Source organism: Streptomyces sp. P9-2 (assembly GCF_051903975.1).
Lineage (GTDB): Bacteria > Actinomycetota > Actinomycetes > Streptomycetales > Streptomycetaceae > Streptomyces > Streptomyces cellulosae.
The window spans coordinates 4,436,745-4,459,085 of record NZ_CP192633.1; the positions used below are offsets into that span (position 1 = coordinate 4,436,745).

At 66.4% G+C, this 22,341-nt stretch carries 16 protein-coding genes and 1 pseudogene; 11 read left to right on the forward strand and 6 right to left on the reverse strand.

Annotation, left to right across the window (positions count from 1 at the left end; translation table 11 throughout):
• Window positions 1-69 precede the first annotated feature (69 nt).
• The 3 genes from ACQY0Z_RS20415 to ACQY0Z_RS20425 all read left to right on the forward strand — a co-directional run bounded on the left by ACQY0Z_RS20415 (window position 70) and on the right by ACQY0Z_RS20425 (window position 4,353).
• Window positions 70-651: a hypothetical protein gene (locus ACQY0Z_RS20415; RefSeq protein ID WP_439812624.1), complete on the forward strand. Its 582-nt coding sequence runs from the start codon at window positions 70-72 to the stop codon at window positions 649-651.
• A gap of 341 nt (window positions 652-992) precedes the next feature.
• The gene (locus tag ACQY0Z_RS20420; protein WP_439812625.1) at window positions 993-1,847 is read left to right on the forward strand and encodes a DUF6308 family protein; all 855 of its coding nucleotides are present in this window, start codon (window positions 993-995) and stop codon (window positions 1,845-1,847) included.
• 463 nt (window positions 1,848-2,310) lie between these two features.
• Window positions 2,311-4,353 carry an ATP-binding protein gene (locus ACQY0Z_RS20425; RefSeq protein WP_385249404.1) on the forward strand — a complete coding sequence of 681 codons (2,043 nt, stop codon included), beginning with the start codon at window positions 2,311-2,313 and terminating at the stop codon, window positions 4,351-4,353.
• 459 nt (window positions 4,354-4,812) lie between these two features.
• Here ACQY0Z_RS20425 and ACQY0Z_RS20430 read toward each other — a convergent pair whose 3' ends face one another.
• A complete protein-coding gene (locus tag ACQY0Z_RS20430) occupies window positions 4,813-5,226 on the reverse strand; it encodes a hypothetical protein (RefSeq protein WP_439812626.1) in 414 nt (137 codons plus the stop codon).
• A 17-nt stretch (window positions 5,227-5,243) separates the two neighbouring features.
• Between ACQY0Z_RS20430 and ACQY0Z_RS20435 the strand changes: the two genes are divergently transcribed.
• Both ACQY0Z_RS20435 and ACQY0Z_RS20440 read left to right on the forward strand, forming a co-directional pair.
• A complete protein-coding gene (locus ACQY0Z_RS20435) occupies window positions 5,244-5,705 on the forward strand; it encodes a hypothetical protein (RefSeq protein WP_402049706.1) in 462 nt (153 codons plus the stop codon).
• 681 nt (window positions 5,706-6,386) lie between these two features.
• Window positions 6,387-7,277 (forward strand): DUF5655 domain-containing protein, encoded by an 891-nt coding sequence (locus ACQY0Z_RS20440; protein ID WP_130329627.1) that lies wholly within the window; start codon window positions 6,387-6,389, stop codon window positions 7,275-7,277.
• Window positions 7,278-7,892: 615 nt separating this feature from the next.
• Here ACQY0Z_RS20440 and ACQY0Z_RS20445 read toward each other — a convergent pair.
• Window positions 7,893-11,180 carry an N-6 DNA methylase gene (locus ACQY0Z_RS20445; protein ID WP_439812627.1) on the reverse strand — a complete coding sequence of 1,096 codons (3,288 nt, stop codon included), beginning with the start codon at window positions 11,178-11,180 and terminating at the stop codon, window positions 7,893-7,895.
• Between the two features lie 230 nt (window positions 11,181-11,410).
• Here ACQY0Z_RS20445 and ACQY0Z_RS20450 point away from each other — a divergent pair, with 230 nt between their 5' ends.
• The gene (locus ACQY0Z_RS20450; RefSeq protein WP_439812628.1) at window positions 11,411-11,908 is read left to right on the forward strand and encodes a peptide deformylase; all 498 of its coding nucleotides are present in this window, start codon (window positions 11,411-11,413) and stop codon (window positions 11,906-11,908) included.
• Entirely contained in the window at window positions 11,905-12,483 is a 579-nt protein-coding gene (locus ACQY0Z_RS20455) for a peptide deformylase (RefSeq protein WP_439812629.1), read from the forward strand. The genes ACQY0Z_RS20450 and ACQY0Z_RS20455 overlap by 4 nt, the downstream gene beginning before the upstream one ends.
• A gap of 1 nt (window position 12,484) precedes the next feature.
• Here ACQY0Z_RS20455 and ACQY0Z_RS20460 read toward each other — a convergent pair.
• Both ACQY0Z_RS20460 and ACQY0Z_RS20465 read right to left on the reverse strand, forming a co-directional pair.
• Window positions 12,485-12,720 (reverse strand): annotated as a pseudogene (locus ACQY0Z_RS20460) (ATP-grasp peptide maturase system methyltransferase); the annotation flags it as partial.
• A gap of 280 nt (window positions 12,721-13,000) precedes the next feature.
• A complete protein-coding gene (locus tag ACQY0Z_RS20465) occupies window positions 13,001-14,239 on the reverse strand; it encodes an IS256 family transposase (protein WP_254587239.1) in 1,239 nt (412 codons plus the stop codon).
• A 150-nt stretch (window positions 14,240-14,389) separates the two neighbouring features.
• Here ACQY0Z_RS20465 and ACQY0Z_RS20470 point away from each other — a divergent pair, with 150 nt between their 5' ends.
• A complete protein-coding gene (locus ACQY0Z_RS20470) occupies window positions 14,390-14,794 on the forward strand; it encodes a tyrosine-type recombinase/integrase (RefSeq protein ID WP_439812630.1) in 405 nt (134 codons plus the stop codon).
• A 484-nt stretch (window positions 14,795-15,278) separates the two neighbouring features.
• On the opposite strand, the gene ACQY0Z_RS20475 is transcribed toward ACQY0Z_RS20470, so the two are convergent.
• Window positions 15,279-16,031: a hypothetical protein gene (locus tag ACQY0Z_RS20475; RefSeq protein ID WP_439812631.1), complete on the reverse strand. Its 753-nt coding sequence runs from the start codon at window positions 16,029-16,031 to the stop codon at window positions 15,279-15,281.
• Window positions 16,032-16,094: 63 nt separating this feature from the next.
• Window positions 16,095-16,310, reverse strand: coding sequence for a hypothetical protein (locus tag ACQY0Z_RS20480; RefSeq protein WP_439812632.1), 216 nt, complete (start codon window positions 16,308-16,310; stop codon window positions 16,095-16,097).
• 240 nt (window positions 16,311-16,550) lie between these two features.
• Between ACQY0Z_RS20480 and ACQY0Z_RS20485 the strand changes: the two genes are divergently transcribed.
• Genes ACQY0Z_RS20485 through ACQY0Z_RS20495 form a run of 3 tightly spaced genes read left to right on the forward strand, consistent with a single transcriptional unit; the run spans window position 16,551 to window position 21,936 of the window.
• Window positions 16,551-18,668, forward strand: coding sequence for an AAA family ATPase (locus ACQY0Z_RS20485; RefSeq protein ID WP_439812633.1), 2,118 nt, complete (start codon window positions 16,551-16,553; stop codon window positions 18,666-18,668).
• Complete coding sequence (locus ACQY0Z_RS20490) at window positions 18,665-21,109, forward strand: WD40 repeat domain-containing protein (RefSeq protein ID WP_439812634.1); 2,445 nt, start codon at window positions 18,665-18,667, stop codon at window positions 21,107-21,109. Before ACQY0Z_RS20485 ends, ACQY0Z_RS20490 begins: the two co-directional genes overlap by 4 nt.
• On the forward strand, window positions 21,109-21,936 hold the full coding sequence (locus tag ACQY0Z_RS20495) for a hypothetical protein (protein ID WP_439812635.1): 828 nt from the start codon (window positions 21,109-21,111) through the stop codon (window positions 21,934-21,936). The genes ACQY0Z_RS20490 and ACQY0Z_RS20495 overlap by 1 nt, the downstream gene beginning before the upstream one ends.
• The last annotated feature ends 405 nt before the right edge of the window (window positions 21,937-22,341 follow it).

A 22,341-nucleotide genomic window follows, 5' to 3' on the forward strand; every position in this document is an offset into this window, starting at 1 on the left:
GTGGACCGGTTGATCGACGCGGCGTGTGACGAGAAACTCGGGTGGTTTATCAGGTGGGAGGGAGTCGGTGTGAAGGAATTGCAGGCCGGCATAACCCGCCTACTGCCTGACGTGGTCAAGGCGGAGATCGAACCAGAGAGCTGTCCGACCTGGTTGCGGCGGCCAGGGCAGATCGAGTGCGCCGGCATGTGGGAGACGGTCGCGGCGATCTACGGCGCGCTCACCGGGCTGGTCCTGCCGGAGCAGGCCCCTTCTCGTGAGCGGCGGAGCTTGGACGTCCTACTGACCTATGAGAACGGGCAGCAGCAGATCCTGGAGGTTGACGAGAAGCAGCACTTCACCGCGGCCCGCGCTCTGACTCTGGAGTGCTACCCGACGGGCGTGAAGCTCGGCTTCGACGCCTCTCGATGGTTGGCCCGCTCGCAGGCTCTGACCGGGTGTGGAACCCGGCGGCGGCTTCGGCAAGCCAAAGCCGCCGTTCTTCCCTGGCGAGGGCGGGCGCCATCGGCAACGCGCCTTCAGGGACACGCTGGCGGATCTGTTGCCGCCCGTGCACGGCTGGCTCCCGACCATCCGGATCAGCGATATGGAGGTCACCGCCATCACCGCCGCTCCGGATCCGGTCTCGTCGCTCAGGACACTGCTTGGTGAACGCGGCGTACCGGTTGTTTGTCTCGCCTCTGAGTGAGACGGCGCGGCGGCCCCCGTTCAATGGCAGGAGCGGAGCGTCTGACCGGCTCATCTGCCGACCGCGTGCTCTATTGCCGCCTGTAAGACGACGAAGCCCGCCGGAAGGCTCCGGCGGGGCGTCTGCGCGCGGTGGGCTACGACGGCGTGCAGTGTCCAGTGGGGGCACCGTTGTACTCCGGCTCTCCGCTTTCCAGGACGCGGAGCAAGGATGCGGTGACGACACGTGCCGTACGGCCGGTGCGTAGCACGCGGCACGGGAACTCCCGCTCGTCCGGCTGGGGATCTTCCGCGGGGCCACGATTGTGCGGGCCGACCTCGCCGCGCTGCTCTTCCTGGGCGCGTTCTTCGGCTTCCAGTTCATCATCACCACAGGCGTACGTGTTGGCGGCGAATTCCGCCCGAGCCACCGCATGGTCTCAGCTGGTGTACCGTCCACCGACACAGCACTGGTTCTAGGGGAGTTGGGGCGCTCGGTGATCGCACTGAAGATCCCGGAGATCTACTGGGACGACGAGAAGGCTGTGCGCCTGCTGGTCGAGTACTTCACCCGGCGACGCTCAAGCGGTGACCTGTTCTATTCCGGTGCGCACTTCGAGCGCCTGGGCGGGGGCGGGGATGCCGAGCACGTCGCGGACTTCTTCGAGAGCAACGACCTGGTGGCCATCACCACGCTCAGTGTCTCCCTCAAGCCGCACGGGGCGACGAACCTGCTGACCGACCCCGACGGGCACTGGGCGCGCCTACTGTCGCTCATCCCTCGTGACGCGCGCTTGGAGAATCCTGGAAGCGATGCGCTCGTGGAGGAGGGCGGACCTGCATGGGAGTTGTGGGAACGCCTGGCCGGCAGCAAGCAGTACCCCAGCAAGCCCGACGGTAGTGGCCCCGTTGTCGCAGGCAAATTGCTGGCCCGCAAGCGTCCGCACCTCATCCCCATCTACGACATCCGCATCAAGCAGCTGTTCGAGCGACCGAAGGCGGACCACTCTTTCTGGGCCACGCTGGCTGCGGCCCTGCGAGCGGACAACGGCGCCTTCCGCGATCAGTTGGTCTGTCTCCGCGACAAGGCGGGTATCGGTGAGGACATCGGCGTCCTGCGTGTGTTCGACGTCATCGCCTGGATGCATCAAGGCCGACAAGGTCAGGTCGCGACGAGCTGAGCTGTGAGGTGGATCGTGGAGGGGAGCGCATGGGAGGTCGCCGAGGCCGACAGTCCGAACCGCTGTCCTCGAATTTGAGGTGTTTCCGATGACGCATCACGTGGAGTGCGTTGCCATCCTTGAACCGGCCGCAAAGGGCTCCTGACCTGTGGTTTTGCCCGTGCGCATTATGTGCGGTGTGGGCGTTGCGGGCGATATCTTGACGCTGAAATGACGCTCGTGACGCTCATTTGACGCTCGTTCTGATGGTGTGTCAGGCGGATCGCCGGGCAGGTTAGGTTCTGCGAGCCGGCGGGACATCAAGCCAGGCACTTGGCAGCTTCAGTCGGAGCCGTGGGCGGCAGACTGCAGGTTCAGCGGCGGGCCGTGGCGAGCAGGTCACTTCGCCGGTACTTCGGCCGCCCAGCACGCTTTGCTCCAGCCCGGCCGCTAGTGTGGGCGGCCTGGAGCGAGGAGGAAGACGATGGCGCTGACCACGTCGCTGGCCGGCCGGGTCCGGAATACGAGCCTGCCCAAAAGCCATGCCCTTCTGCCGCTCCTAGAGGCCGTGGTCAACGGCATTCAGGCGATCGACGCCCGGTTCGGCGACGACATGGAGCCCGGTCGTCTGAGCATCAGGATCCGGCGCAGCCAGCAGGAAGCACTCGACTTCAGCCATGTCGGCCCAGGGCGCGCGGCGTTGAAGCCCATAGTCGGCTTCAGCGTCGAGGACAACGGAGTGGGCTTCACTCCGGAGAACATGACATCGTTCGAGACGCTGGACAGCGACCACAAGGCCGACATGGGCTGCCGCGGTGTGGGGCGCCTGCTCTGGCTCAAGGCGTTCGACAGGGTCACGGTCCGCAGCGCCTACGAGGACGAAGCCGGATGCCTCAAGGGGCGGCAGTTCCGCTTCTCCGTCCAGGGAGAGGTTGAGCCGGACGGGGAAGCGGACACTCCAGCCGAGGTCGGCACGACCGTGAGCCTCGACGGGTTTAAAAGGCCCTTTCAGCAGAGCGCGCTGAAGACCGTCGAGGCCATTGCCCGTGAGGTATTCGAGCACTGCATCTGGTACTTCCTGCGTCCCGGCGGCGCGCCCGACATCACGGTGGCAGACGATGACGGGGCGGTCTCGCTCAATAGCCTCATGCACGACTTCGTGTACTCCGACATGCAAAGGACATCGATCGAGGTCAAGGGGGAGAGGTTTGAGATGGTGAGCCTCCGCCTGAAGTCCTCGCCGAGGAATCTCGCGCCACGGCTGTACTGGTGTGCTGCGAACCGTGTGGTGGTGGAGGAAAACCTCACCAGCAGGGTGCCAGGGCTCTACGGAAGGCTCAAAGACGCGGAGTCCTCCCCGTTTACGTACGTCTGCTACCTGTCCTCCGACTTCCTGGACAGCCACGTCCGCGCCGACCGTACGGCCTTCGACATCAGCGAACGTGTGCCGGGCACCCCACTGATCGAAGATGTGTCGATGGACGACATCCGGGAGAGCGTGCTCAAGGAAGTCGAAAGCATCCTCGCCGGGCCGCTCAGCGCAGCACGCGAGGAGGGCAAGGCCCGGGTCCACGAGTTCGTCAGCAACCGTGCTCCGAGATACCGGCCCGTCCTGTCGCGACTCGAGCAGCTCGGCGTATCCGTGGATCCGTCCATGAAGGACCAAGACCTCGAACTACTGCTGCACAGCAACCTCCAGAAGCTCGAAGCGTTCGCGCTGGCCGAGGGCCACGCCGTCCTGGGCGAAGCAGGCTCCGCCCAACCGGAGGGCTACGACGAACGGCTCGCCCGGTACTTGAACACAGTGACCGACATCAACCAGTCCGACCTGGCCGCCTACGTCTCGCGCCGACGAACGATCCTCGACGTACTCGCCAGGCAGATCAGGTCCGACGACCAGGGTAGGTATAGCAAGGAGGACGCGATCCACTCCCTGCTCATGCCGATGCGGACCGACTCGAACGAGATCGGCACCGATGCCTCCAACCTCTGGATCATCGACGAGAGGCTCGCGTTCCACGACTACCTCGCCTCTGACAAGACGCTCAAGAGCATGCCGATCACGGGTTCCAATTCGACGAGGGAGCCCGACCTGCTCGCGACTCGGCTCGTCGGCTCGCCGGTGCTGGCCGCGGAAGGGGGAACGCTCCCGCTGCCGTCCATCGTCGTGATCGAGGTCAAACGGCCGATGCGCAATGACGCCTCGGAAGACAAGGACCCGATCCAGCAGTGCCTGGAGTACGTGAAGCGTGTGCGCGCCGGCGGAGTGAAGACCGCGCTGGGGCGGCCGATCCCCCCGACGCGTGAAGCACCTGCCTTCTGCTATGTCCTCGCGGACCTCACGAAGACGATGGTGGACAGATGCGAATACGCGGGCCTGCGGCCCACCCATGACGGCATGGGTTATTTCGGTTTCAATGAGCCGTGCAAGGCATACATCGAAGTAGTGAGCTTCGACCGTCTCGTCAACGCCGCCACCGAACGCAACCGGGCGTTCTTCGACAAACTCGGTCTCCCCTCCAGCTGACTAATGAGTGGAGCTATTCCATCCGACCCCCGGAGGATCAGTAGGCGTCGATGCTCCGGCTGGCCTCAGAGAGCTCGGAAGGGGCCGCTCGTGCAGAGTCGAGGCCCCGTGCTCCATCCGTCGGCTCAGGACTACTGTGCTGCCTCGCGCAGATGTCTGGCCAGCGTGGTCACCGCGATCAGGGGAGGCGTGGTGGACAGGATGCAGGTGGACAGGTGACACATGAGGGGCTTGCAGGGTCCCTCGCTCATTCCAGACGTCTGCTGTCCCGGAGGTGGGGCAGCCCTTCGCCGGTACTCTTCCCGGAGAATCCGGCACCTGACGTAGGGGGAGGGCGATGAGGGTGAAAGACGACAAGGCGTACGGGGTTCGCTGGTGACCGGTACCGGGCAGCAACCGGCAGACCTCCACTTCCCCGCTCTGGTCAACGGCCTCGACTTCCTGGTGAGTGCCGTCGGCTCACTGTCCGGTGACGACGGGCAGCCGGGACCGCGCGATATGAAGTACGCGGTCCTGCACCTCCAGGCTGCGGCTGAGACGCTGCTGAAGGCCCGGCTGGAGATGCACGATCCGGCGCTGGTGTGGACAAAGGTGGAGCTGTTCGACCAGCGCAAGCACGAGGCCGGTGACTTCAAAAGCTGCGGCGTCAAAACAGCGATCGAACGTCTGCGTGACACTGTGCGGATCGAGAGCACGATCGATCCGGAGGACGCTGGCCTCAGAGCCCTGGGCAGCCTCCGCAACCGGATCATGCACTTCGGGTTGAAGGACACGGTCCTCGCCGTACAGGCGCGCACCGTTCCCGTACTCGATTTGCTGGTCGGCTTCATCAACACCGACATCTGCCCCAGGTCCACGAGACCGATGAGGCATGGTCGGTTGAGCAGCACATGGAGCAGGTACGCGACGGTTTCAAGCACCTCACGGACTTCCTCGCCCTGCGCATGGAGACCCTGCGCAGTCGGTTGGACGGCTATGAGAGCTCGACGGCCTCGTGCCGCTCCTGCGGTCAGTTCACCGTCGTACTCGACGCAGGAGCCCAGGATCTCGCCTGCCTCCTGTGCGCGAGGCAGTACGGCACCGGCGAGGATGCCGCGTGGGAGTTCATCGGCTCCAGCAAGCACGTCAGCATCACCGACGGAGGCGGCGACCTCAACGGCTGTAGCAGCTGCGGCGCCTACTCCGTGATCAGCACTCCGTTGGCCAGCTCGCCCGGAGAGGACTCCTGGATTTGCTTCGACTGTGGGTCCACATACGAAGGCGTCTGCACCTTCTGTGACCAGGCCGCCGAACTCGTCCCCGACATGGACATGTGTGGCGACTGCTACGAGATCCGCCTGGCCAACTTCTGACGGTGTAGTCGGAGGTCAGGGTACGGCGATCCGATTGACCCGATCCGGGAATCGGCCAGGGGTGCGTCTTACACCACCGGTGCTCGCGACCAAGGACCTAGTGATGACCCACGACCGGATCCGGGCTGGGCACACCCTCCTCCTTCATGCGCACTCTACGTGCTTAGTTCAACTACAGCCCGTAACTGTAAGGTTGAGATTCAGGCGCCCTGCCGATCGCCTCGCCCCATGGGGGAGCGGCGGCCGTCTTCGTGCTGTTCGCCGTCCTGGTTCACCTGCTGACCTGCGCCCACGGCCATCTTCCGGCCGGCAGGCAACACCGACAGCATCGCATTGGCTGCCGGCCCTTCGTGTGCTCAGCCGCCGGCGCGGCCCCGGAGGCATGCCGCAGGCCGGCGGGGAAGAGGTGCGGGATGCCTTGTGTAGCAGGTGCTTAGAAGGCGCCTGGCGCATCTCGTCGGCAGGTGCTTTGACCTGCCACGTTCTTCCTCGCTGACACGCTGTCAGGGGTTTTGTGGGACGTATGTGGGACGGGGGCCCCTCTGGGACGGATGGGATGCAGGGGTACCCGACTGTGCCAGGTGGTCACCGTCTCACATCTCCTCACCTGTTCGGTGCGCCCACGCGGAAATAGATCTACGCCTCTCCTGCGTTCTCGATCTTCGAGCCGAGGAGGGGAAGGTGCCGGGCCTGAAGCTGTTTCACACGACGAATGGCGGCGTGACGGAGGTCATGCCGCGTCTTGCCGAGGTCGAGGCGGATGTGCAGGGCCTCGTCGAGGCGCACATGGAGACGATGCTGGGGGTGCGGTTCCTGGCGAGCGAGTACGTCATCGACTGCGCTGACGGTGGCCGGATCGATTCGCTGGGGCTCGATGAGAACGGGGCGCCGGTGGTCGTGGAGTTCAAGCGCGGCACCGCAGCCGGCGTGATCAATCAGGGCTTGTATTACATGGCGTGGCTGATGGCGCACAAGGACGCCTTCCGGTACCTGGTACGCGACCGACTCGGGGTATCGGCCGCGTCCCAGGTGCTGTGGAGCGCACCTCGGCTGATCTGTGTCGCCGGCGATTTCACACGCTACGACGGGCACGCCGTACGCGAGCACAGGCGCAGCATCGACCTGGTCCGCTACCGGTTCTTCGGCAAGGACCTGATTGGACTTGAGACCGTGGCTTCCGTCACCGGGCGGACGCCGGCCGCGCGGCGGGCTCGCCGCAGCGCGGCCGGGCTGCCGCCCGCTCGAGAGCAGGACGGTTCGCTGGCGGAGCTGGCGGAGGCGGTTGATGAGGTGCTGCTCGGCCTCGGGGACGGCGTCAGCCGGGTGCAGCGGAAGCAGTACCGGGCGTATCAGCGCCTGCGGAACTTCGCCTGCGTTTGCCCGCCGCAGAAGACCAAGCTCCTCGTCTATCTGAAGGCCGACCCGAAGGAGGTCGACCTCATACCTGGCTTCACTCGGGATGTGACGGGGCTGGGCCACCACGGCACGGGCGACCTGGAGGTGCAGTTGCGCTCCGAGCGGGACATGGAGCGGGCCGTGGACCTCTTCCGCGCCAGTTACGCGGCGGCGTAGCCGTCCGGTGTGTTTGCGACGCGTGAAGGCGTACGGGGTTGGGCTGCTTTGGATGTCGTGGTGGTCGTGCCTTCCGACGTACGGGCAGGTAATGGCGGCGGACCATCAATGATGCGCGGGATCGCCGGTTTGACCAACCGGCGATCCCGCGCTATGTTGCCCCGCTTCGAATCAGGCTGCGTTCACCTGCCCGAGCCGTCATCAGCTCGCCGTAATCGTTAGCGGTGCTTCGGGTGCCGGGCGGCCTGCGATGCTAGCCCGCATCCTCCCTGAGCCATCGGGGGGGAAGGGAGGAGACCGAAGCCGTCACTGACCGCGCCGACTGATGCGAGTCAGTCGACGGTGCGCTGGCTAGGTCGTACTCGTCGTGCGGGCCCCAGCCGATGTGTCGGGGCAGGGCCAAGCGCCCGGAGGCAGGTCCCGGCCGAACTCGTCGAGTGACGCCGGGACGGAGTGCTCATCGTGCGCGCCTACTCGTGGATGCCCGGCTCTCGCACTGACATCGGTCCGGTTCGAAGGCAAGTCCGGGCGCGACCAGTTCGTCGGCCACCGCTTCAGCGGGAGTGCCCGACGCGCGAACCCGTTGGAGTCCAGGGCCGCGGGCGTGGCACGACTTCAGGTGTCGTCCCGAGGGAACTTGTGATCCCTGCCGCAGCGCATTGTGATGTCCCCGCTCGTCTTGTCGAACTTGTGGAACAGGAACAGCTCCCGTGCGTCGCAGTCCTCGCAGACCTCGGCCCGTGCCACGGGCCACAACGGCAACGGTCGCGGGGATGAGGGGCCCTCCACGTAGATGCGGTCTGGGTCGAGGGTGTCGGGGAACGAGCGCTCGAAAGGCTCCCAGTCAGGATGGCTTCCTTGGAGACGTCGCCCGATCAGGGTGAATCCGCCGTTCCCGGCGTACGCACAGGTGTCGACCAGTTCCCAGCGGAGGGCGGACAGCCAGCCCACCGATTCCAAGGCCGCCACGACCAGCGGCTGAAGCGTCTCGACCTCCCGCTCCAGTTTGTGTTCCGGCTGCACCCTGCTCGCGTGGCTGGAGTCGTTCCGCATCCCGCGCAGTTCGCGCAGCGTCCCGAGCACCCCACCAGGGTCCAGGGAGCCCTCCAGCTCCGGAAGTTCGGGGATAGGCCCGGCCTTGACCAGGGCTTCGATCTGTTTCTCCCATGTCCCGAAGGTCGCACCGCCCTGCGAGAGGGATCTGTTTCTACGAAGGGTGTCAACGTAGCCCTGGTCACGGTGTATCTGGACCGCGACGGCAAGCACCCCGACACAGCGCGCCACGCCTTCCGCGAGTTTCAGGAGAGCATCCTTGCGATGGGCCGACGTCGTGGCGATGCGGTACTGCCGGGCCAGCGCCGCGACGTGGTACGGGTAGGTCCACTCGGCCCGTCGGACCGGGTCCCCGAGCGGTTGGACAAGTTCTTCGATGATGCGCGCCTCGTATGCGGATGCCTTGGCGACACGGCGCATCTCGTCGAGACCAGCCTGCATACCTTGGAACACGTTCGGCAGGATTCTTGAGGTCGTGACGGCGAGCGCCGCTCTGCTGTGGTCGAGGTCGTCCAGATGCGCGTTGAACTCAGGGTCCTTGATCAGCTCGACAGGCACGGGCGAGTTCATGGACACGCGCGAGTAAGGGCCGTCCTCTTCGCTCGCCCGAGTCCGCATCCACTCGCACAAGGCTCGGCCGTTGTTGCCGATAGGACGCAGCACGGTCAGACCGGTCACGGCGTCCCCGAACGCCGCAGGCAACACACGCCAGTTGCCCGCGAGTCCCACCACGTCACCGCCGGTACAGATGGCCACAGCCTGCCCTGGCCGGGCAGACTCCGAGAGTTCCGCCGCGGTCGCCACCGTCTGGAGGTCTCGGCCGCTCAGCAGAGGCAGGCCCGTGGGCCGCCTACCGGGTGAGCCGGTTCCCACGCGCCGTGCCACCGTGGACAGTGGACCGAAGCCCGTACCGGGCACACCGAACAGGAAGGGGGCCTGGGGCAACGCGTAGCCGGTCTCGACGCCGATCTGATCGCGCAACAGGTTCGGGTACTCGGGCGCGATCTCCTGCTCGATGAACTCGTCCACATCCTGTCCCAGCGGCACCCGTACCTTGTGCCGCAGCTCGGGATCCGGCAGCGGACGCCCCCGCGTGTCCTTCTGGAGCTCCCCCTCCGGGGCCGATACGGCCACCGCTTGTCGTACCCGGCGCGACAATGAACGCGGGAGCTCCGCCGACAGACCTGCGTTCTTCAGGGCCGTGGAGAAGGCGCCCTCGAACGCGTTCCAGGTGGGCCAGTTCTGCCCGTTCAACGCACGAAGTGCTCCCACCAGGGCATCCGTTCCGTCGAAGGATGCACGTGGCGGCCAGGATTCGGCATCGCTGACGGTGTCGTCGCTCACCGCGAAGTACTGCCGCAGCTGCTGCTCGACCGTGACCTCCTGATAGCCAAGGTCATCGACGTCGAGGAGCAACGCCCCGTCCTCACCATCGGCTTCTTGCCGCTCCCCCAAGTTGCCCCCGTATGCGGCCTCGTAGTGCTCGCCGAGGCGGGCGATGTGCTGGTCCGTCAGATAGTGCCGCTTACTCGCCAGCGTCCCGCGCAGGGTCGCGAAGTGGCCCCGGGCATCCAACGCGATGACTTTGCCCCGCAGCCGGGGCGGCTTGCGGTTGGACAGCAGCCACAGAGACGCGGAGAGACCGGTGTTGACGAACAGATGCGTGGGCAGGGCGACCACACCCTCCAACAGGTCGTTCTGCAAAAGCCACTGCCGGAGCTTCGCCTCGTCCGATCCGGTACCGCCCCGGTTCAGCGTCATGGCAGGGAGCAGGATGGCTGCCCGGCCGCCACCTTCGGCCGGAGGCCGCATACGGGCGACCATGTGCTGCACGAAGAGCCAGGAACCGTCACTGATACGCGGCAGCCCCGCCCCGAAGCGGCCGTCGTGGCCCAACTCCTCAGCTTCGCGCTTCACTTCGCTGTGTGTCCGTCGCCACTCCACCCCCCACGGAGGGTTCGACAGCAGATAGTCGAACGTCTCGCCTCGGTGCCTGTCGTCGCTGAGGACGTTCCCGAAGCAGATGCCCGTCGCATCCGTGCCGCTCATGATGCGTTCGGAGCGGGCGATCGCATAACTCTCCGGGTTGATCTCCTGGCCGAAGACCCTCACCTCGGGGGGACTGTCCAGGCCGCGCAGGTAGTCCTCGACGGCGGTGAACATGCCTCCGGTGCCGCAGCACGGATCATGGACGGCGATGGGCCGGCCCGCCCGGTCAAGCGTCGCCGCGTCTGGGCCGAGCAGCAGTCTGGCGGCCAGCGTGGCCACGTCGCGGGGGCTCGCGTGCTCGCCCGATCGCTCCGGCGCCGCCTCGACGAGACGCCAGACCAGTTCTTCGTACGCCGACCCCATCTCCTGGTCGGAGACGGCATCAGGACTCAGATCGAGCTCTGCGAACCCGGACACAACGCCACGCAGCACACGCGCGCTCGCCAGCCTCTGTACCTCAGCGGCGAATTGAAACGCGTCCAGTACTTCCACGACCTCGGCGGAGAAAACTCGCGCAAAGCCCTCCAGTGCTTCGGCGAGCAGCTTCTCGGCATCCGGTGACGCCTCGTCAACCGCCGTGAGCAATCCGCCGAGGCTGTCCCGAGTGTCCGTAGCTCCGGCTGTCTCGTCCAGTTCGGCCTGCGCCGAGTCCGAGATTGCGGCCGCGACGCCGCCTTCCCCCTCCGTGGCCGTCACCTTCAGCCCCAGGCCCACCTCATGCCGGCGCAGGCAGTCCATCCGGCGCAGAAAGGTGAACGGGAGTATCACGTTGCGGTACTGATGAGCCGGCATGCTGCTCCGCAGTAGATCCGCTACAGCCCAGCAGGCATCCACCAGTGCTCGGCCTTCGACCCCAGCCACTTACCCTCCCAGGCCCGGCGGCCACCCACCAGCCGGGCGCGGGTCATCATCTCACCCCGTGACAAACGTGATGATGATTGGTGCGCCAAGGGGCCCAGCGAGTAGACGCGCAACCTCGGGGTCGTCCAGGCGGGCGCCCCCATCCTCGGTGAGCCGGCACGTCCCTTCGACCTTCCCGCCGAGCGGGATGGCGCGGAACGTGTTGTGGACAGACTCTTCGCGTTCATAGAGTGCATCGCCCAGGTGCACACCCTCACCAAGGGCTGGGGATCGCCGCGCCTCAGATCGGCATTACCCGTGCTGCTGCTGTCGTTCAGCCTGCCGAGTTCGGCGCTGGCCCCATCGTCGTCCTCAACCCTCGTGTCACGGATGTGTCGGAGGAGAGCGATGAGCAGTACGAAGGGTACCTGTCCTTCTTCAACGTGCGAGGGAAGGTGTCTCGCCCTCTGAGAATGACCGTGGAGACCACATCCCTCAACGGTGCCGCGGTAACCAACGTCTACCAGCGCGGCCTGGACCGCCTCGTCAAGCACGAGATTGACCACCTCGACGGCCTGCTGTACACGGATCGTATGCAGCCAGGGGTTCTGCCTATCCGCGTTGAGGAGTACCGGCAGACCGGCCTTATCTACAGCTGTCAAGCGTCCACGCAGGCAGACGGGTTGTGGCGGCGTCAGGTACATGAGGCACGCGGCCTTTCTGGAGCTGAGCGAGGAGCACGCCAGTGACCACGCCGTCCACCGCCAGCGATGCCATGAAGTCGATCGGCATCGTCCAGGAAGGGACCTCGGTCCTCACTGAGCCGACTCGCCCCTTCGAACTCCCACGAGAGGCCACGGAGGCCCGGGAGATCGTGGCGGCGCTCCATGCAGCCGCCGACCGTGCAGCAACAGTGCACACCTTCAGCAAGGGGATGGGCGTAGCCGCTCCACAAATCGGGGTCGGTCGGCGTGTGGCCATCGTCCGTCCGGCCGACGGCGATGCCATCGCTCTCCTGAACCCTGTGGTAGTCGAGGAGTCGTCAGACACCGATGAGCAGTTCGAGGGTTGTCTGTCGTTCTTCGATGTCCGCGGCAAGGTGCCCCGCCCGCGCACGCTGCGGGTACGGCATCAGGACTTCGACGGGACGTGTCAGACGACGATCTTCACTAATGGACTCGCCCGGCTGGTCGCACACGAAGTCGATCACCTGGACGGGGTGCTGTATGTCGCGCGGATGGTTCCCGGCAGCAGCACGATCTCGGTGGCCGAGTACAAGGGCACGGGACAGAACTGGTGGTATAGCCCGCGCTCCGGGGCATAGGTCAAAACAGCCTTGGCAGCGGCAGGCCGGGCATCTGCGGGTGCCGCAGATTCTGTCCGCCGTCGTAGACGTGCAGGTGAATGTCTCCGGTTCAGGCCGGTCTGCCTCGTCATAGGCGTCCAGGACACGCTCGATGCGCTCCCACAGCCGCACAGGGCCGCCCTCGCGCACCTCCCAACGGCCCTCCACGGGGGTGAGGGTGGCGGCGGACCCGGTCACGACGTCGACCAGGTGCACCCGGACCGCCGAACCAGCCGTCGCGCGCTCTCCCGCGCGTCGATGCCGACGACCCGCTCACCGCATACATCAAGAGCGGTAATAAGAGGATCAGAACTCCAGATGAGAGTAATCATGCGCCAGATCCGCGCGGTATCGTACGAATCCCAGACGTCCACGTAGGGTCGCAGCCAGTAGCAGGCCGGCTCGAGCACGCCCCGAAATAGGTGCCTGGATCACCGCTGAGGTCACGTCCGCTGGAGTGGTGTATCGACGGCCACTCGGTGATCTCGGTCTGAGGCTATGCGGTGAGTTCGGTGGGCAGGGCGGTGTCGTCGGTTTCTGACTCGATCGGGTGGAGGCGGGCCTTGGCGAGGAGCTCGCGGCCCATGTAGCGGCGGGCTTCGGTCCACTCGTCGTTCTGCTCGGCCAGGACCGCTCCGACGAGCCGGATAACGGCGGTGCGGTCGGGGAAGATGCCGACCACGTCGGTGCGGCGGCGGATCTCCTTGTTCAGCCGCTCCTGCGGGTTGTTCGACCAGATCTGCCGCCAGATCTCCCGCGGGAAGGCCGTGAAGGCGAGCAGGTCGTGCTGGGCGGCGTCCAAGTGGGCAGCGGCCTTGGGGAACTTGGCCTCCAGCGCGTCCAGGACGTGGGTCATCTGTGCTTGGACCGCTTCGGTGTCGGGCTGTTCGAAGACCGTCCGCAGCAGCGTGGCCACCCAGGGCTGGGCCGACTTCGGGACCTGGGTCAGCAGATTGCGGGCGTAGTGGGTGCGGCAGCGCTGCCAGGCGGCGCCCGGCAGGACCGCGCCGATGGCGTCGACCAGGCCGGCGTGGGCGTCGGAGATGACGAGCTGGACGCCGGACAGGCCGCGGGCGATCAGGGAACGCAGGAAGGCGAGCCAGCCGGCGCCGTCCTCGGCGGTGGCGACGTCGATGCCGAGGATCTCGCGGTGGCCGTCGGCGTTGACGCCGACCGCGATCAGCGCGTGGACGTTGATGATCCGGCCGCCCTCGCGGACCTTCTGCGTCAGGGCGTCGACCCAGACGAACGAGTACGGGCCGGCGTCCAGGGGACGGTTGCGGAAGGCGGCGACCTGCTCGTCCAGGTGTTTGGCCATCGCGCTGACCTGGGACTTCGACAGCTGGGTGACGCCCAGGGACTCGGCGAGTTTCTCGACTCTGCGGGTGGAGACGCCGAGCAGGTAGGCAGTGGCGACCACAGAGATGAGGGCCTGTTCGGCCCGGCGGCGTCGTTCGAGGAGCCAGTGCGGGAAGTAGCTGCCCTGCCTCAGCTTGGGAACGGCGAGTTCGACGGTCCCGGCGCGGGTGTCCCACTCGCGCGGGCGATAGCCGTTGCGGTGGTTGACCCTCTCGTCGCTGACCTGTCCGTATTCGGCGTTGCAGAGGGCGTCGGCCTCCGCCGACATGAGGGCATCGGCGAACGTCTTGACCATCGCGCGCAGCAGGTCCGGACTCGCCGAGGCGAGATTGTCCTCCGCGAGGGCGTGCAGGGGCAGACTGTCGGGTGCGGTCATCGTGCTGATCTCCTTCAAAGACTTGGTCGTCTTGAAAGATCAGCCGGTGGCCGTTCTCATATCCGTGCCCTCACTCCGACGCCGGACCAAACGCCCGGATCAGGTGGGAGCCCGTACACCACTTCCCAGGACGCAACCATCGCGGCCAAGGTGCAAGAGCACGTCCGGCTGCACGGCACCTTTCGGGTGGAGGAGGGGCCGAACCGCCTGGAGGGGGACTACCTCTTCTCCAACGTCGGGCGTACCAACATCCTCATGTACTCCCTGGTCGACCGGCTGTGGCGCAACGCCAAGAAGGCAGCGGGCATCAAGCGGAGGATCACCACGCACTGGCTACGCCACTTCTTGGCCTCCGCCGACCTCTCGAAGGGGGTGCCGGTGACGGACATGGCTGAGTGGCTGGGGCATCGAGACCCGAGAATCACCCACCAGACCTACGCGCACGTGATGCCGGATGCCCCCGAGCGCCTGAGGTCCCTCATGGACGCTGTCTTCACGATGCAGACCGAGCTCAGCTTGCCTCTTGAGTTCGAGGCGGTGGTTGAGGCGGCATGAGCTGAGATTGTGAACGGGTGATGCCCGCAGCCGGACGCTCGGTTGCGGGCATCACCCGTTCGGCTTGGAGCGGCTCAGAATCGGTGGACCGACGTTTACCTACCCGCCCTCGCCTTGGTGTGAGCCCGCGAAACCTGACCTCGTCACGGCGCCCGGGTCTCAGCCGCGACCGGCGCGTCGAGCACGGTCACGGACCTCACCCGCGACGATGCGCCGCTTGTACCGTCACAGCTGCTTGCGTTCCCCCATCGTGAGGTTGTCCGTGAGACGGCTCACCTCGCCCAGACCGCTGAGCGGGCCGCGCGGGCGGAGGCCCAGTCGCCTCTCGCGACCGCCCGCATCCAGAGCATGGGGATCACCGCCCTCGCGCGACTGATGCGACAGTAGGACCAGCGCGGGCGCTGAGCGAGGAGCTGAAGTGGAGCCGCAGAAATCCGTGACGCAGTCCGTCAACTCGCCCCTTCCACTCACCGGAAGCAGTGCGTCACGGACGGGTGCGTCCCCGTCGCCCTGATCCCGGCCAGGGGTAGCCGAGCATGTCTGCGTACTCCCGGGAGCCACCGCAGACTTCTCCCACCTCGCGGGGATCCACTGCCGTGACGATCTCCTCCAGGTCCCGGGCCTGGTCGGTAGGGTCGTCCGAGGAGACGGGGAGCTCCAACAGGAACTGGACCCACGGGCCGCCCTCCGCCCGTCCCGGATGGAACAGGAACAGGTTGATCCGGTCCGATTCCGCGTGCCAGGTCGAGATCCTGCCCAGCACGCACTCCCACCTCGACAGCCAGTCGAGGCGTTCGCGGAGCCTCTGATCCAGAAGCCGGGCGATGGTCCGAGCCGGCCACTCCCAGCCGTGATCCGTCACGGCGCGCCGCACTTCCGCCTCGTATTGCTCTGCGTCGAAGCGGAACTCCAGGAGGTCCGGGGCCTTCCCGTCCGGGTTGCGCCAGTCGCTCCAGATCACCTGCCGTCCTTCGCGCCGGATCCGCACGTAGACGGCGCCGCAGCAGCCCACTGTGCACCTGGCTTCGGCGAGCCGTACCTCGCGGGGCGTACTCATCGCGAAGAGGGGCGAGTCGGGTCCCAGCAGGTCCTGCGGGTCGTCCGCCGGGCCCTTGTCGAACACGTCGGCCAGGATGTCCCGCCCGTCGACGTACGGACGGCACTCCACGGAGCCCTCCCGGCTGCCGAGCGAGGGCACCACGACGCGGAGGGACAGAGATTGCTCTGCTGCGGTCATGGTGCGATGGTCGCGGAACCGCCAGCCGGTTGTCCCACGAATTTCCGCGCGTCAGGCCCGCACTCAGTAACGGTCGGCCACCCACTGCGCGTCCGCGGGCCAGGAACCTTCGCGGAGGAGGTGCGAGACAATGCGCAGGGCCGCCTCGAGGGGGACGGTCTCGTCGTCCGGATACTCGTCGACCTGGCCGTTGGAGAGGGCGAACCCACCGCTGGAGCCGACGGCTCCAGGGGAAGTCGCATGCTGCTCGCCGTACTCCCCTTCGAACAGGATGACCATCGCCTGTGCCGCCTCGCCGGGGGCGTCGCCCTCCGTGCGGGCACAGGTGGCGGAGGTGCGTATGCGGGCCCGATTGAGCCTGGATGGCCGGACATCTCTTAGCGATACTCCGCGACAGCACCTTCTAGAGCTCCCTGGGGCGCAAGCAGTACACGCGATCCCCGGACGGACAACCGCCACAGTGGCATAACGTACTGCCGCTACAGTGAGCGCAGTTGGAAGCAGACAAGGGTGTCAAGCATGGGGGACAACGCGGAGCAGACGCCTTCGCCCGCCAAGGCTGTCGTCGTGACGATGTCGAAGTTCCGCCTCCCGGTGCCAGAGGACGAGGAGCCGGAAGACTGGGACCTGGGGGACGAGGATCCACCCGGTCGGTCCAGCTGGAGAGACCTCAGCTTCGCGCCAGCGCTCGGCCGCCGGGTGGCTGCGAGACTCAGCCCGTTGGTCGCGCCCGAAACGACCCACCTGCTGGACCTCGACAGCAAGTCGTTAAACGCACGCATGGACGAAGTCCTAGCCGCCATCAAGAGCGGGGACCGGATGGTCGTCCACATGCTCAGCCACGGATTTCTCGACCGCGACCGAGAAACCGACCTGATGATCGCTGCCACCGACACCCCCGACCCCGATCACGACGACGCCCCCGAGATGGCCTTCGCCGTCCGCAACTTCCTCAGCCGGGCGGATCGGAAGGACCCGAGGGCGGGGCACCTGTTGCTCCTGGTGGATGCATGTCACGGTGGCGGAGCTCGCGACTGGACAAACGGCATCAAGTACACAAGGCGAAAGGCTTTTGTGATCGCCGCGTGCCCGGGCGACGAACAGGCATGGGGCGGGCGGTTCTCCGAAGCAGTGTGCGAAGTGCTCTCTGGGGTCGTGCGCGGCCACAAGGACATCAATCCGAGTCAACGCTTCGTACGCCTCACATGGTTCAAGGATGAGCTGCATCGCACGGTGATGGAACTGTGCAAGAAGGCAGGCGTACCCGAACAGGAAGTGATCTCCAGTGACTTAGAGGGCCCTAGCACGGAGTTTCTACTCAATCCCTGGTTCCGTGAAGACCCGGCGGAACGGTATGAACTGAAAAGCTACTGGGACCTTAAGCACTTCATGGCCGAGGTCCATCCGGCTCTAGACGTCGACCACTACCTCTCCAAGGCATCTGGGCGTCACGACGTCGACCCTGCCAACGGGGTCAGTCTCTTCTCCGGCAGGGAGGACCAGTTGGTGAAGGTGGCCGACTGGCTGTCGGACGGCGCGGAACACGGCACCTTGTGTGTCGTAACCGGCAGTCCGGGGGTGGGGAAGTCAGCTCTTCTGGGCGCCGTCGTCTGCTGCACGCAGACCCAACTGGCCAGAGTGATGCGCGGCACGCTCGTACAGCAGATCCCACCGCCCGCGCGACCCGAGCAACGCCCCCTGGTCGCCGCGGTACACGCTCGGCAGATGACCTTGGCCGACACCATGGACAGCATCGGCGCTCAGCTCGACCTGGAGCAGCCGAGTGAGGGCTGGAGCTCCCAGCAACTCGTAAGTGCGGTCGCCTCGCTCCCCAATGAGCCGCTCATTGTGGTCGACGGGCTGGACGAGGCCACTGACAGCGTGCAGATCACCGTGGAACTCCTTCTGCCACTGGCCGAGCAGGTCTTTCCCGACGGGCCACGCAGGCAGGTATGCCAGCTCCTGGTGGGCGTACGGCCGCACTGGGACCAACTGCCCCAGCTGGCGGCCACCGTGTTCGGCGGCAGTCAACTACTGGTGGACCTCGACGCCGCGGACCGAAGACAGCTCAAGCAGGATCTGGAGACATACGTGGAGCGACTGCTCTACGAGACCGATACCTACGCATCCGAGCGAAAGTTACGTAGACGGATCGCACGGACCGTCGCGGAGCGCGTGGTGGAGTCGTCGCACGGCGGGGAATTCCTCAAAGCTCAGATGGCTGCGCGGTCCCTCGCTCAGGCAGCCCCCCTCACCGAGGACGCAGTCGACGCTGCGGTAGCCGAGATGCCTATGACCTTTACCTCCCTGCTGGAGGCACAGTTGACGGACGAGCGCACGCACCCTTGGGCACGCCGTGTCATGACGGCCCTCGCCTTCGGCAAGGGCAGCGGCATGCCGGCTCATCTGCTTCCCCAGGTCGCCGCCGCGCTCCCGCCCGCCTGCGACGCTCCGGGCCGCGAAGACGTCGAGGCGGTGCTCACCGGAATGTCGTTCTACTTGAGGCAGGACGTCGACCCCTCATACGGCACCACTCTGTACCGCCTGTTCCACCAGGAACTTGTCGACCACCTACGCGCAAGCGCCCGGGAGCTTCCTGATCCGAAGGCACTCCGGGACACTGGAGACGCATCATGAACGGTCCGGAGGATGCGGTCTTCCGGGAGTTACTCAAGGCCCTGCCACGATCGGGCGGAACCGATCGCTGGGACCTAGCCGACCCGTACATGCGCCGGCATGCCGTCGAGCATGCAGCACGCGTCGGCTGGCCTGCTCTGATGCGTCTCTTCTCGGACGGCGAGTTCCTCATCAACGCGGAACCCCGGTCGGTTCTCGCCGCGCTTCCCCCTTTCCGTGACGAGCTTCCCGGACTGACCCGCCGACTCCTCGACGTGTATTGCGCCTCGCTGAGTTGGCATCAGCACGTGGACACCGGTGCCAGACGTCAGATCCTCGCTCTGGACGCGAGGCGACTCGGACACGGGGATCTGGCGGAGCGGATCGAGATTTCGCCGGGAGGACGGCAACCGACCTGGCGCTGTATCTGGTCAACCGCCGACAACGTATCCTCGTCGGCCGGCGCCACCATGTCCGGGCATGGTGGGGGCATCAACGCGATTGTCGTGGCAGAGCTCATCGACACCGCCGTGGCCGTCACGGCCAGCGCGGACCGTACGGCACGCATCTGGGATCTCCGCACCGGCCAGGCACGGCACGTTCTGCTGCACACCGCTCCTGTTGACACTGTCGCGGTCACATCCGTGCAGGGTCGAAGCATCGTCCTGACGGGGAGCGACCGGCTCGTGTGGTGGGACCCGCTGTCGGGCGAACCGCTGGGTGTTCTGGACACGGGCAGCGCACTGAGACAGCTCGCCCCCGCCGCAGACGGTCGCGTCGTCCTGGCGACGGGCGGCGGCCCCGTCGTGGTCGACCTGCCCCAGGGGACACGGGCCGTGCGCGCGATCACCGTCACCGCTGCCGGCAGGCAGGCACGATACGTCGCCGCCTGCCGGGAACGCGGCACACAGTTCGGCCTCAGCGTGACCGAGGGAAATGTCGTCAGCGCCTTCACCCTCTCCGACGGAGCCGTATTGCACCGTGGTGTGCTGCGCAAGGCCGACCGGGTCACCGCCCAGTTCGTCGGCGACATCGGGGACCAGAGCATCGCCCTCTTCGGTCATGCCAGCGGCGCCTGCACCGTCGTGCACGCACACACTGGAACGGTCCTCCACACCCTCCACGCCCCCGGCGCCACACGGCTGCGGGACGCTGTGGCAGCGCTCACCGTTCATGCCTCCCGCGACCACTGGTGCGCCATCGTCGGCCACCGCGACGGAACCCTGCGTACCTGGAATCTCGACTCGGGCGAGCTCCTGAAGACGACACAAGCCCACGCAGCTTCCATCACCGTCATCACAACCCACACCGTCGGAGGTCGGCGCGTTCTGCTCACGTCCTCCGAAGACGACACCGTCCGTACCTGGGACGCCGAATCCGGTCAGCCGCGCGACGTTCTCGCAGGACACACAAGTGACGTCACCGCCATGGCCGCCGCCGACGTGGAAGGCCGTCCCATCGCGGTGACCGGCTCGAAGGACTGCACGGTTCGGACCTGGGACCTACGCCGCGAGCGGCCGTCCGAAGCTCCCGAGGGGCACGGGAACTGGGTCCGCGCCGTCGCACTGCACCAGGAGGACGGCCTGCTTCAGGCTGTCACCACCTGCAGTGACCCATACGTGCGAATTCTCGACGCGGAAACGGGGCGGTCCCTGGCCCGCGTGACGGTGCCCGAGCGGGACTTCCTCCAGACGTGCGCCGTCTTCGCCCACGATCACCGGGCGAAAATCGTCGCCGGTGGAGCCGGCGGCGTAATCGCCGTGTGGGACTACGTCACGCGACGACGCGACGTCGCCCTCCGCATGGGCAGCGCGGCGATCAACACAGTGGCCGTACACACCGGCGTCAACGGACGAATCCAGGTGGTCGTGGGAGCGAACGACGGCACCGCCGCACGTTGGGAGCCCTACACGGGCCGCCAGCCCGACCGTCTGCTCGTTCCCTCCTCACGCGAAGAAAGCGTCGCCTGTCTGGCCATTGCCGATGGCGCCCACGGACCTGCGGTCGTCACCGGCCACTTCAACGGCGACTACCGCGTCATCTCACTGGAGGACGGCCGGCCACTGCAACGGCGATTCCACAGCGAGGCCGTCAAGGCCGTAGCAGCGGGCGAAATCGACTCGACGCCCTGTACCGCGGCTGGAGACGACGCCGGATTGATCACGCTGCGACGCCTCGACGACGGCGCCCTACTGCGCACACTGGGCGGGCACCGAGACGCTGTTCGGTCCCTCGTGTTCGGCGAACTCGCCGGGCATCAGGTCCTGTTCTCCGGCAGTAGGGATGGCACGGTGCGCATCTGGGATCCAACGAGCGGAGACCAGATCGACCGCATCGACCTGCCCGACTTCGTTCAGACAGTCGCCCATGATAACGGAACTCTCGTCGTCGGATACGGCCGCGAAGTCTCCGTCTTCACCACCACCCAGCAGCAACCGCCCGCACCGCGAGGAAGTGACTGATGCCCCACATCCTGACCATCCACGGCGTCAACCAGTTCGATCCCGACCGCGAACCGCCCGCTGCCGCCGCCCGCCTCGGCGGGGTGTGGACCGCGGCTCTCAACCGCGGGTTGGAAACTCCCGTCGAGGCGGCGGACGTGCACATGGTGTACTACGCGGACCTCCTGCAGCCCACCGGCGAGATCCCCCAGGGTGAGGACCTGGACCACTTGTCGCCCGAGGCCGCCGACGCCGCCCGCCGATGGGCCGAACTGCACGGCGTGAACCTCGACGAGGCCCAAGGGCGCATTGCCACTCCCTTGCGCTGGGTCGCGGATGCGGTCGCCCGCCGAAAGGGGCTCGACAACGACACCGTCCGGCGTCTGATCGCACGCTTCTTCCCCGACCTCGTCGCCTACCTGCACTCCCCAACCACTCGCGAAGCGGTCCAGGCACGGCTCGTGGAGGCAATCGAGCGGACCTCGCCCACCGTACTTATCGCCCACTCGCTGGGATCCGTGGTGGCGTACGACACCCTGTGGCGGCACGACGTGAAGGTGGACGCCTTGATCACCGTCGGGTCCCCGCTCGCCATGCCCGACATCGTCTTCCCGCACCTTCAGCACCCGTACACCGACGGCAAGGGGAGCCGACCGCACGGCGCAGCTGCCTGGGTCAACATTGCGGACCCCGGCGACCTCGTCGCAATCCCCCAGCCCCTCACTGAGCACTTCGACAAGGTGACCACCAGTGCCCGAACGGGGATCGGAACCTTCGCCTTCCACAAAGCGGCCGGCTACCTCTCGAACCGGGAGACGGCCAAGGCCGTAACCCACTATCTGGGCTGATCGAAGCAACAGGCGAGCCAAGCACGCGCCCCGGCGGCAGCAACGATGCCGACGGGGCCGGAGCTGTTTCAGAGCGGACGCCGCCGTCTCACATGCGAGGGTGACGGCGGGCGCCTCTGTCCGAAGAGGGTGCACTGGCGATGAAGTGGGAAGCCTGCTCTGTTCGGGTATCTGGTACGTGATCCGCTTGGTCTCGGCGTCGACGCCTTCAGTGGGGCCGTTGCTGTACGGGAGCGTGACGGCCGCGCTCCCTGTGCCCGAGACAGAGGAGGAACGTCATCCCTCCCAGTCGTCGGCCACCCGACTTACCTTGAAGGGGCCAAATAAGGAAGGCTCCATGCTGTCCAAGCTATTCGGACAGTTCCTCGGGCTGCACTTGGGGGCAGCTGCCGCCGGTGTCCGGGC